The 12592-nt window shown below is 38.3% G+C and carries 9 protein-coding genes; 4 read left to right on the top strand and 5 right to left on the bottom strand.

Annotated features, from left to right (window positions below; genetic code table 11):
* Positions 1-261 precede the first annotated feature (261 nt).
* Positions 262-960 carry a prepilin peptidase gene (locus ACEN4N_RS10055; RefSeq protein WP_407094166.1) on the top strand — a complete coding sequence of 233 codons (699 nt, stop codon included), beginning with the start codon at positions 262-264 and terminating at the stop codon, positions 958-960.
* Between the two features lie 69 nt (positions 961-1029).
* Here the strand turns inward: ACEN4N_RS10055 and rpoC are convergent, their stop codons facing one another.
* The 4 genes from rpoC to ACEN4N_RS10035 form a co-directional block, all read right to left on the bottom strand.
* Complete coding sequence (rpoC, locus tag ACEN4N_RS10050) at positions 1030-4710, bottom strand: DNA-directed RNA polymerase subunit beta' (RefSeq protein WP_407090876.1); 3681 nt, start codon at positions 4708-4710, stop codon at positions 1030-1032.
* 96 nt (positions 4711-4806) lie between these two features.
* Positions 4807-8397, bottom strand: a complete 3591-nt coding sequence (gene rpoB / locus ACEN4N_RS10045; RefSeq protein WP_407090875.1) for a DNA-directed RNA polymerase subunit beta — start codon at positions 8395-8397, stop codon at positions 4807-4809.
* 356 nt (positions 8398-8753) lie between these two features.
* Entirely contained in the window at positions 8754-8963 is a 210-nt protein-coding gene (locus ACEN4N_RS10040) for a hypothetical protein (protein WP_407090874.1), read from the bottom strand.
* Positions 8964-9109: 146 nt separating this feature from the next.
* Complete coding sequence (locus ACEN4N_RS10035; protein WP_407090873.1) at positions 9110-9727, bottom strand: class I SAM-dependent methyltransferase; 618 nt, start codon at positions 9725-9727, stop codon at positions 9110-9112.
* Between the two features lie 102 nt (positions 9728-9829).
* Between ACEN4N_RS10035 and ACEN4N_RS10030 the strand changes: the two genes are divergently transcribed.
* Both ACEN4N_RS10030 and ACEN4N_RS10025 read left to right on the top strand, forming a co-directional pair.
* A complete protein-coding gene (locus ACEN4N_RS10030; RefSeq protein ID WP_407090872.1) occupies positions 9830-10702 on the top strand; it encodes a Cof-type HAD-IIB family hydrolase in 873 nt (290 codons plus the stop codon).
* Positions 10703-10765: 63 nt separating this feature from the next.
* The gene (locus ACEN4N_RS10025) at positions 10766-11518 is read left to right on the top strand and encodes an alpha/beta hydrolase (RefSeq protein WP_407090871.1); all 753 of its coding nucleotides are present in this window, start codon (positions 10766-10768) and stop codon (positions 11516-11518) included.
* A 179-nt stretch (positions 11519-11697) separates the two neighbouring features.
* Here the strand turns inward: ACEN4N_RS10025 and ACEN4N_RS10020 are convergent, their stop codons facing one another.
* Complete coding sequence (locus ACEN4N_RS10020) at positions 11698-11922, bottom strand: hypothetical protein (protein WP_407090870.1); 225 nt, start codon at positions 11920-11922, stop codon at positions 11698-11700.
* Between the two features lie 112 nt (positions 11923-12034).
* Between ACEN4N_RS10020 and ACEN4N_RS10015 the strand changes: the two genes are divergently transcribed.
* Positions 12035-12445: an IclR family transcriptional regulator gene (locus ACEN4N_RS10015; RefSeq protein WP_197104051.1), complete on the top strand. Its 411-nt coding sequence runs from the start codon at positions 12035-12037 to the stop codon at positions 12443-12445.
* The last annotated feature ends 147 nt before the right edge of the window (positions 12446-12592 follow it).

The raw sequence follows: 12592 nt of genomic DNA, 5'->3' as shown, positions 1-12592 counted from the left end.
TAACCCGAAGCCACCGCGGTTTCCAGCAAGCTGAAGCAGAGCTATGGGAAATGTTTGGAACACTAGCAGAGAGCTGATTTTTTTACAGAAGGAATTCTTTATTTACACAAACTTCTTGACGCTCCCCAGCAAGAAATAATATAGCATGAAATTCAGCTAACCGTCAACCTTTTTTGTCTTTTATATATTATTTTTGATTTTATGTAAATTTAATAATGGAATTGACCTTTTTTCTTGTATATATCATTAGGAGGTTTTTATATGATATATATTTTTCAGTTTATTATCGGTAGTTGTCTTGGCTCCTTTACTTATTGTTTTGCCTTTGATTGGGTACACCAGCAAATTCGTTTTACTCGTCGTTCTACGTGCGATCATTGCTCTACTACACTCAAAGCTTTTGATTTAGTTCCAATTGTTTCTCAAGTTTTAAGTCGATTTAAGTGTCGTTATTGTCAGAAGCCAACGACTTTCTACTATATAATAGTTGAAATCATGAGTGGTCTTCTGTTCGTATGGTCTAGCTTTGTGTTTAATGAGTATCACTTCTACTTTATCTTGGTCTTTACCTTAGTAAGCTTGTTAATGATCTACTGTGATATACACGCTATGATGGTACCTGATTTGCTTCAGTTCATTCTTTTATGTCTTGTTTTGTATATTGTTTACGTCAGCGATCTTGAATTTGATATGCAATTATTGCTTTCATCGGTAACCTTTGTTTCTTTCTTAATTTTTAACACGCTAAGGCCTGCCTCTATTGGAGGAGCTGATATTAAAGTCTTTACTATCCTTTCATTATGTATACCTGTATCTCTATTCCCTATGTTTTTATTTATTACATCGACTACAGCACTATGTTATTTCTTATTGAGATACTTATTCAGTTTTAAGTTCACTGGCGCTTTACCTTTTTTCCCATTTATATTTTTCGGTTTGTATTGTATCCTCTCCATATAGAATATAAATACAAACACCCGCTCACTAATTTAACTCAGTGAGCAGGCGTTTGTATTTGAAAATATTTAATTATTTAAATGAAGACTTAGCGTCTTTCTCTTCTTGTTCGGCTTCAGCTTTTTCAGCTTCGGCTTTTTCTTTTGCAATTCTTTCTTCTTCTAAAATTCGTTCGATATCTTCAGAAGTTGACGTTTCAAGTGAACGGTAACGGTTCATACCAGTTCCGGCAGGAATTAGTTTACCGATAATAACGTTCTCTTTCAATCCGATCAATTCGTCACGATCTCCACGAATAGCAGCGTCAGTTAAGACACGTGTCGTTTCTTGGAATGATGCAGCAGAGATAAATGAATTTGTCTCTAGAGCTGCTTTTGTAATTCCTAGTAAAACTGGACGTGCAGTTGCAGGAACTTCTCCTGATTTGATTGCTGCTTCGTTGGCTTTAGTGAAGTCAGCAATATCTAATAATGCTCCTGGCAAGATATCTGTAGAAGCTGGGTCCATAACACGTACTTTACGAAGCATTTGACGAACCATTACTTCCACGTGTTTATCTCCGATTTCTACCCCTTGTCCACGGTAAACATTTTGTACTTCATGTAATAGATAGTTTTCAACAGTGATAACATCAGTTACTCGTAGTAATTCTTTCGGATCAATTGAACCTTCTGTTAAGGCTTGACCACGTTCTACAGTTTCTCCAACAGTAACTTTAAGTCTTGATTGGAATGGCACGTTATATGTACGTGTATCTGTAATACCACGAACAGTAATATCTTTAGTACGGTCTGAAGCTTTCTCTTCGATCGCTTCAATCTCACCATCCACTTCCGTGATTTGAGCTAACCCTTTAGGGTTACGTGCTTCAAAGATCTCTTGGATACGAGGAAGACCTTGAGTGATATCTCCACCACCGGCAACCCCACCCGTATGGAATGTACGCATTGTTAATTGTGTACCAGGCTCACCGATTGATTGGGCAGCGATTGTACCAACTGCTTCACCAACTTCAACTTCGTCTCCAGTCGCTAAGTTACGTCCATAACAGTGTTTACATACACCATGAATCGTATCACAAGTGAATACTGAGCGAATCGTTACTTCTTCGATACCAGCAGCAATAATTTGTTGCGCGATATCTTCTGTAATTAATTCGTTATTAGAGATAATAACTTCGTTCGTTTTTGGGTGACGAATCGTTTTTTGTAAGTAACGACCGATGAGACGTTCTTCTAGTGATTCAATGACACTATTTCCATCTTTAATCGCTCTAATTACTAGACCTTTGTCTGTTCCACAGTCATCTTCACGAACAATAACATCTTGTGCCACATCAACTAAACGACGTGTTAAGTATCCTGAATCGGCTGTCTTCAAGGCAGTATCGGTCATACCTTTACGAGCACCATGGGTAGAGATAAACATTTCTTGTACGTTTAATCCCTCACGGAAGTTCGAAGTAATCGGTAATTCGATAATCTTACCACTTGGAGCCGCCATGTTACCACGCATACCAGCTAACTGAGTGAAGTTAGAGATATTACCACGGGCACCAGAATCAGACATCATGTTAATTGGGTTAAGACGTGGTAGTTTTTCAACCAATTCGTTTTGAATTTGGTCTTTCGCACGTTCCCAAGTACGGATAACATTGTTATAACGCTCATCTTCAGTAATTAAACCACGGCGATATTGCTTAGTGATTTTCTCAACGCGGTCATGAGCATCTGTAATGATTCCTTCTTTAGTATCTAAGTTAATAACGTCCGCAACCCCAACAGTCATACCTGAACGAGTTGAGTATTTATAACCTAAATCTTTCATCTTATCAAGCATGATAGATGTTTCAGTTACTTGATAACGTTTGAACACTTCTGCGATGACGTTACCTAAATGTTTTTTCTTGAAAGGAGGTACTAAGTCCATTTCTTTAATCGCTTCTTTGACATCTACTCCATGTTCAAGGAAGTATTTATCAGGTGTGCGTTCAATTAAGTTTTCAGTTGTTGGCTCGTTTAAGTAAGGGAACTCTTCTGGCATGATTTGGTTAATAATCACTTTACCAACAGTCGTTACCATTAAACGTTCTTTTTGCCAATCTGTAAATGGTTTTCCTTCTAATGAAGCCGCTGGGATAGCAATACGTGAATGTAAGTGTACATATCCATTTTGGTAAGCTAATTCAACTTCACTTACAGAAGAAAACACCATACCTTCTCCGATACGTCCTTCTTCTTCTAATGTTAAGTAGTAGTTACCTAAAACCATATCTTGTGATGGTGTTACAACTGGTTTACCATCTTTAGGGTTCAGGATATGTTGTGCTGCTAACATTAATAGTCTCGCTTCTGCTTGTGCTTCTTCAGATAACGGAACGTGAACAGCCATTTGGTCACCATCAAAGTCGGCGTTATAGGCTTCACATACTAATGGGTGAAGACGAATCGCTTTACCTTCAACGATCACTGGTTCGAAAGCTTGAATACCTAAACGGTGAAGCGTAGGTGCTCTGTTTAATAGAACCGGATGTTCTTTAATCACGTCTTCAATAACTGGCCAAATAGCGTCATCTTGAGTTTCAATCATTTTTTTCGCATTTTTAATATTTCCTGCGATATCCCGTTCAACTAATTCTTTCATTACAAACGGTTTGAATAATTCAATAGCCATTTCTTTAGGTAATCCACATTGGTACATTTTTAATGATGGTCCAACGACGATTACTGAACGTCCTGAATAGTCAACACGTTTACCAAGTAAGTTTTGACGGAAACGTCCTTGCTTACCTTTTAACATGTGTGATAATGATTTCAATGGACGGTTACCCGGTCCAGTTACAGCACGACCACGACGACCGTTATCAACTAATGAGTCAACTGCTTCTTGTAGCATACGTTTCTCGTTTTGAACGATGATGTTTGGTGCTCCAAGATCTAATAAACGTTTTAGACGGTTGTTACGGTTAATAACACGACGGTATAAATCGTTCAAGTCACTTGTTGCAAAACGTCCACCTTCAAGTTGTACCATTGGCCGTAACTCTGGCGGAATAACTGGTAGTGCATCCATAATCATCCAAGTTGGATCATTACCTGATTCTAAGAATGAGTCTAGAATATCAAGACGACGAATGGCACGCGTACGTTTTTGTCCTGTCGCTGTCTTCAATGCCTCTTTTAATTCTGCTGCTTCTGCTTCAATGTCTACTGCTTCTAGTAAGTCACGAATTGCTTCGGCACCCATCTTAGCTTTAAATCGATTACCAAATTCACGACGTTTTTCACGGTATTCTGTCTCAGTTAATAATGATTTAACTTCTAAAGGTGTATCACCTGATTCAATCACGATATAAGAAGCAAAGTAAATAACTTCTTCTAATAAACGTGGGCTTAAATCAAGAATAAGACCCATACGACTTGGAATTCCTTTGAAATACCAAACGTGAGTTACTGGAGCTGCTAATTCAATATGCCCCATGCGTTCACGACGTACTTTAGAACGCGTTACTTCTACACCACAACGTTCACAAACACGACCTTTATAGCGAATACGTTTGTACTTACCACACGCGCATTCCCAGTCTTTTGACGGACCAAAAATACGCTCGCAGAATAAGCCATCTTTTTCTGGTTTTAGTGTGCGGTAATTAATTGTTTCTGGCTTTTTAACTTCACCGTATGACCAACTACGGATTTTCTCTGGGGATGCTAAACCAATTTGCATTGATTCAAAAGTATTAACATCTATCAAAGGGCCAACCTCCTTATAAAATTGCCGATAGTCGACGGAGCCACTCGTTTAAAGAGTGGGTCTCCCATCATTCTATCCCGTTATACTAACTTAAATTTATTTATCAGTGTTTTTCTCTACAGCTTCACTTGCAGCAACTGGTTTATTGCCTGCTTGCTTTTGATCTTCTTTGTATTTTTCTAAGGCATTAAAGTTGATGATATCGTCATCTTCTTCATCATCTTGTAAGTCGATTTCTTTGTGATCTGCATCAAGTACTTGTAAGTCTAATCCTAGAGATTGTAATTCTTTTACTAATACTCGGAATGACTCAGGTACACCTGGTTTTGGAATTGGCTCACCTTTTACAATGGCTTCATAAGTTTTCACACGTCCTACAACGTCATCTGACTTGTAAGTTAGAATCTCTTGTAATGTGTAAGCTGCACCATAAGCTTCAAGGGCCCAAACCTCCATCTCACCAAAACGTTGTCCACCAAATTGTGCTTTACCACCTAATGGTTGTTGCGTTACTAATGAGTAAGGTCCAGTTGAACGAGCATGGATTTTGTCGTCAACCATGTGTCCTAATTTAAGCATGTACATAACACCAACTGATACTTTACGATCAAACGGCTCCCCTGTTCGACCATCATATAAAGTAGTTTTAGCATCCTCTGCTAACCCAGCCTCTTTGATTGTCTCCCAAACGTCTTCTTCACTTGCACCATCGAATACAGGTGTAGAGATATTAATACCCATCTCACGCGCTGCCATTCCAAGGTGAAGTTCGAATACTTGTCCGATGTTCATACGTGAAGGTACCCCTAATGGGTTCAGCATAATGTCCACTGGTGTTCCATCAGGTAAGAATGGCATATCTTCTTTAGGCACGATTAAAGAGACAACCCCTTTATTACCGTGACGTCCGGCCATTTTATCCCCTTCACTAATTTTACGTTTTTGTACAATGTAAACACGTACTAACATGTTTACTCCTGGTGATAATTCGTCTCCGTTTTCACGCGTAAAGATTTTCACGTCATGAACGATTCCGCCTCCACCATGTGGTACACGTAGTGATGTATCGCGGACTTCACGTGCTTTCTCACCGAAGATTGCATGTAATAGGCGTTCTTCTGCAGATAATTCTGTTACACCTTTAGGTGTTACTTTACCTACTAAAATGTCCCCATCACGAACTTCAGCACCGATAGCAATGATTCCGTCTTTGTCTAGATATTTAAGTGCGTCTTCCCCTACGTTCGGGATTTCGCGTGTAATTTCTTCAGGTCCTAACTTAGTATCACGAGCTTCTGATTCATATTCTTCAATATGAATTGAAGTATATACGTCATCTTTAACAAGTCGTTCTGACATGATGATCGCGTCCTCGTAGTTATATCCATCCCAAGTCATGAAGGCTACTAATGGGTTTTGACCTAAGGCCATTTCTCCATTTTCCATTGAAGGTCCATCCGCTAAGATATCTCCTTTAGCAACAGTTTCACCTGATTCAATAATTGGTCGTTGGTTATAACATGTACCAGCATTCGAACGAGCAAATTTAGTTAAACGGTAATCATCGAATGATCCGTCTTCTAATTTAACACGAATACGGTCTGCATCTACATAAGTGACTGTACCAGGTCGTTTACATAATAACGCTGCTCCCGAGTCATGTGCTGCTTGATATTCCATACCAGTACCGATATATGGTGCTTTAGGATTAATCAATGGAACAGCTTGACGTTGCATGTTCGCTCCCATTAGGGCACGGTTCGAGTCATCATTTTCCAAGAAAGGAATTGATGCCGTCGCAACTGAAACAACCTGTTTAGGTGATACATCCATGAAATCGACTTGTTCTCTTGGAACTTCGATATTCTCAGACTTGTAACGAGCCATAACAGTTTCGTTTGTAAATGTTCCATCTTCATTCAGTAATGAGTTTGCTTGCGCAACGATATATAAATCTTCCTCATCTGCTGATAAATAATGAATCTCTTCTGTTGCACGGTTTGTTTCACGATCAACTTTACGGAATGGTGTTTCTATGAAACCAAACTCGTTGATTTTCGCATAAGTTGCGAGTGAGTTAATTAGCCCAATGTTTGGTCCCTCTGGTGTCTCAATCGGACACATACGCCCGTAATGAGAGTAATGCACGTCACGTACCTCGTATCCAGCACGGTCACGGGTTAATCCCCCAGGTCCTAAGGCTGATAGACGTCGTTTATGTGTTAACTCACCCAGTGGGTTTGATTGGTCCATGAATTGAGATAGCTGAGATGAACCAAAGAATTCTTTGATTGCAGCAACTACAGGACGAATATTAATTAATTGTTGGGGTGTCATTGAAGATGTATCTTGCAGTGACATACGCTCACGAACAACACGTTCCATACGAGATAATCCGATACGGAATTGGTTCTGTAGTAATTCACCTACTGAACGAATACGACGGTTACCTAAGTGGTCAATGTCGTCTGTCTCACCAATACCATGGTCTAGGAATAAATAATAGTTAATTGAAGCAATGATATCTGCTGGAGTTAAGCTCTTAACTTCTTCAGTCAAATGACCATTACCAATAATATTAATAATTTGCTCTGGATCTTCTGGTGAATAAACACGAACAACTTGTACATCGATTGGTTCTGCAACAACTGCTTCCGGAGCAGGGTGTAACGTCACCATGTTTAAGCCTTTATCTAAATAAGGAACTAATTTTTCAATGTCATCTTGCTCTAGTTTAGTTCCTTCAGTGAACAATACTTCTCCAGTTTCAGGATCCGCTAAAGTCTCAGCTAATGTTAAGCCTAATAAACGGTATCTTAAGTGAAGTTTTTTGTTGATCTTGTAACGTCCAACAGGCGCTAAGTCATAACGACGTGGATCGAAGAAACGAGCTGTTAATAAGTTTCTCGCACTTTCTGCCGTTTTCGGCTCACCTGGACGCAGACGTTCATAAACATCTTTCAATGCTTCTTCTACACGAGAGTCTGCAACGTTTTTATGTACGTCTTTATCAATAGTCGTGTTTAATAATTCTGATTCAGTTAAGATATCATAGATTTCTTCATCTGATCCGAATCCTAAAGCACGAACTAATTCTGTTAGTGGTAATTTACGTGTACGGTCAATACGTACATACGCAACACCTTTAGCATCCGTTTCAAATTCTAACCATGCACCACGGTTTGGAATGACTGTTGATGTAAATGTGTGACGGTTTTTCTTATCTAGGCGATCATGGAAATATACACTCGGCGAACGTACTAATTGAGAAACGATAACACGTTCTGCTCCATTAATAATGAATGTTCCCATTTCTGTCATCATCGGGAAATCCCCAAAGAAAACAACTTGTTCTTTTACTTCATTTGTCTCACGATTCACTAAACGTAATTTTACGTAAATTGGCTGAGAAAAGTTTGCATCATGACTTCTTGCTTCGTCGACGTTATATTTCGCTTCTCTAAATTCATAGTCTACAAAATGTAACTCTAAGTTTTCTGTGTGGTCAACGATTGGTGAGATATCCTCAAACATAATTTTTAACCCATCCTCAAGGAACCACTGATATGAATCAGTTTGGATTTCGATTAAGTTTGGTGATTCTAGTACTTCGTTAATACGTGAATAACTACGACGCTCTGCTTTTTTACCATATTTCACAATATGATGATTACTCAAGCTCTTCACCCCTTATAAATTTTAGAACTAAGTTAGATATTACAGAATTGTTACAAATATTAACATTGCGTTACACTTGCTTTTTTTACTCAATTTTGGGCAAAAAAATAACAAAGGATTGTGAACTTTAGGTTAAAAGCGCCTCAATCTTTTGTTTTATTCTGGCGAAAACACCGACTGGACAATATTTCAGCGGTGATCTCTTCATCTATACCTATTCTTTGCGTTTATCTATATTACTAGAATTTTATTCCTATGTCAATACTTTTTTCTTATTTATCATTAACACGCTTACTTACAAATCGTTTCGAATTTTTTGGTTGAAACAATACAAAGAAGAGTAAGTTAAACTCACTCTTCTTAGCTTATTTGATGTTCGCATGTCTACTATTTTTTAGGTAGCTTTGTTTTAACCGCTCCACCCATGTATCTGCCTTCACTACTCGTGTAGTATCATCTACGTTAAAATGTTTCTTGTTGTCTTTCTTATTGTTATCTCGACTTTCTTTCGCTATTGCCTGTTGCGTTTGTATAGCCGCTCGTCGATGTGCATCATGGACACTATTAAAACTCATAACAGCAAACCTCCTATTATGTTGTCTTTGCATCTTTGACAGGTTGATTGGCACTGTAACGGAACTACTACCTTACCCTTAATATAATTATATCATGATTAAAATGACAGTCCAATATTAGGTTGTATCGTCATATTTTATATTTTTTACACGATTTTCTCACTCGTTAATATCCAGTAACCTTTATCTTGCTTTACTTTCTCAGCATTACCAAAAATATCTTCCATATGTTTATATAAAGATGGTGCTCCTTGTTTCTTCTGGATGACGACCCATAAGGAGCCTCCTGGTTTCAATTGCTTGTAGCTATGGGTAATAAACTGATGAACCGTCTGTTTTCCTGCTCTAATCGGTGGGTTAGTTAGGACATAATCGAAAACCTCTCCGTTCAGATCGACTGATGTCGCATCATCTAGTAACCATTGAATCGTCCCAACTTGATTCAATGAGCTATTTCTCTGGGCAAGGTGATAGGCTCGCTCGTTTAATTCCACAGCGGTAATCGAGGCTTGAGGAAATGCTTTAGCTAAGGTTATAACGATTGGTCCATAACCACTACCTAATTCTAAAATTTTTTGACCTTCAAGGACTTGTTTCTCTTCCATAAACGTCTCTACTAAACGCTGTGATCCATAGTCTACGCGGTCTTTTGAGAACACACCGCTATCGGTAATCAATTTAAGATTGAACCCATTTACTACAGTATCTATTTGCTTTTCTTGATGTTGACTTTGGGGATTATTAGAAAAATATTGTTCATTCATATGCTTCACCTCTTTATATACTTAGCAATATCATATCACTTTATTTTGATTCATGTTAAACTATAGCTAGAAAATAATCTAAAAATTATTGGAGGATATTAAATGGTTAAGTTATTTGTCTCGGATATGGATGGGACGCTACTCAATGAAGAACACGTGGTTTCTGAAAGAAATGCGAAAGCAATTAAGGCACTACAACAAGCAGGCATCGAATTTGTGATCGCTACTGGGCGTGCCTACAATTCTGCAAGACCAATGTTAGATGCTCATAAAATCAACTGTAAAATGATTAACTTAAATGGGGCCGCCGTCTACAACTTAGATGGTGACATCGAAACAAAAATCCCGTTAGAAATTGATACTGTTAAAGAAATGCTGAACTACCTAGAAGAAACTAAAACGGCTTATTCAGTCATGACGGATAAATACTTCTATGTAGGAGATAAAGAAGCTTTCGTTAATCGTGTGAAGGGAATGCTTCGCAAATTAGAAATCGAGAAATATACCAATATCGAAACAGACGATGCTTATTCCAGTGATGCACAGTTCATTCATGAGCTTGCTTACATTAAAGATATGAGTGAGTTTAGTTATACAGATGATACCACTGCTCTAAAATTTATGATTTTCGGTGAACCCTCTGATAGCAATTTGCCTAACTTCCTTAAAACTTTTGAAGGCTATGAAGATTTAGACATTACGTCTTCGGGACCAGATAACTTAGAAGTGACACATTCAAAAGCGCAAAAAGGGTTTGCAGTTGCTGAGTATGCAGCTTCTCGCGGTATTGCTATGGAAGACGTTGCTACCATCGGGGACTCTTTAAACGATCGCTCAATGTTACAAATGGCAGGTCATAGTTACGCCATGGAAAATGCATCACCAGAAGTGAAAGCAATGGCTAAGTTTATTGCTCCTTCACACCGTAAAGACGGTGTTGCTGTTGTCATCGAAGAAATATTAAACCAATTATAAAACTTTGACAAGCAGTATAACACTCGTTATATTGCTTGTTTTTTATTAAAGGAGAGGATTATCGTGCCCGACTCAAAAGACACGATCTATTATCAAAAAGGTCCCCGCTGTGTTTTATTATTACACGGCTTTGTTGGAAGTATTCAAGAAATTGGACGAACGGCTAGAGCGCTTCGCAAGGCAGGCTACAGTGTCTATGCTTTTAACCTAGCGGGACATGGGACAAAATCTGTGGGCGATTTATTCCAGATCCATCCCAATGAATGGACTCACCAAGTTGATGAAGCAATTCAATTCTTGGAAGATGAGCGTTATAAACAAATTGCAATTATGGGACTTTCTCTAGGGGGAATATTGGCTTTGAATGCTGCTCAAAAATACCCAAATCAATTCACCGCAATTGGCGCCTTCAATAGTCCATGTATTAATGGCCTAGACCCAACACCTATTCGAAAATACATCACAAGCTCCATTCGACGCATTCTTTCACATAGAAAATGGTCAGATGAAGATATCCAACAGGAAATTGAAACCTTGACCCCTTTAATGAATCGACAAATCGAGCAAATTGATGAGTTAATTATAGGCGTTCGTGATAACTTACAAAAGATAACGACCCCTACTTATATTGCTAAATCCATTCAAGATGAGCTGATTGATCCTAAGACGCAAGATGATATTGCAAGTAAATTAACTCACGCAACGGTTCACCTTGATAGTTTCCAAGATGGACGCCATGTCATAACAACCAGCCCTGCTTTTCGTGACTTTCAAGAAGCCTTAATTGACTACCTTGATCAACTTGCTTGGGCATAAAAAAACCGGAACAACTTTATCTTCACGCCCATGAACTAATAAAGTTTTATGTTTGATTTTCTTAAATTTTCCGTTTGGGAATGACAAGTTATCCGTAGAACTTTGGCGTGAATGTGGGAACATTGAACTGAATGCTTCATGGAAGCCAGGCTCTTGACTTGCAACATGACGAACAGTAATTAATTCTTCAGTCGCGAACTTTTTGTCATAGGCAATAAATCAATTAACTCAGCCATATGTTCTCTTGTTCCTTTATAACCCCAAATTTCATTCAGTCCGTAAGGCATATCCATTTCAACACCCATGCCACCCATTAGAAAAAGAAAACCTTCTAGCCCGTGATTTCCAAAATCATGGTTACATGTTGGGTAATAAGTTACTAACGCAGGTATATTTGCAAACACAAATGAAATTTACCGCGAAGCTGGTCTAGTACTTAGCAATATTATTCAAAGAACAAATGAAAGTGCACAAATCACTGCGTTCAAGGGAACAGATGTCCTCTACGTCCATAAGATGAACGGTCCATATTACTCAGATATCAATACACAAATTGGAATGAAAAATCCGGTACATGCAACCAGTACTGGTAAAGTGCTTCTCGTTTATTCAGATGAAGAAACAATTGAGAGAGCGATTAACCTTCCACACTCTGCTTTCACAGAGCATACAATTACAAATCCGATTCAATTGAAGAAAGAATTATCAAAAGTTCGTAGCCAAGGGTATAGTTTTAGTGTGGCTGAATTAACTGAAAGTAATTATCCACTGACTCTCCCAGTTTGGAATTATGAGAATGAAGTTGTCTGCGCCCTTTCTATTGTTGATCCTCTAACTCGTATGAATAAAGATAAATTAAAAGACTATATGCGGATCTTACGTCACGGTGCCCAAGAAGCTTCAGAAAGATTAGGCTATGATGGTTAAATAATAAAAAGCGACACAGTAAGGTTCTACAATAAATAGGGTTGATGACAAAAATTAAAATGTCATCAACCCTATCTTTGTGTCTTCTAAAAGACGCAGATATTCGTTATATTAAAAGTACCACCAAATAACATAAGGAGAATATCT

Origin of the sequence: Ruoffia sp. FAM 20857 (assembly GCF_045528645.1) — a bacterium.
In the GTDB taxonomy this organism is placed as follows: Bacteria; Bacillota; Bacilli; order Lactobacillales; family Aerococcaceae; genus Ruoffia; species Ruoffia halotolerans.
Note: the sequence above shows the minus strand (reverse complement) of the source record. Positions and strands in the feature narration are given on the sequence as shown.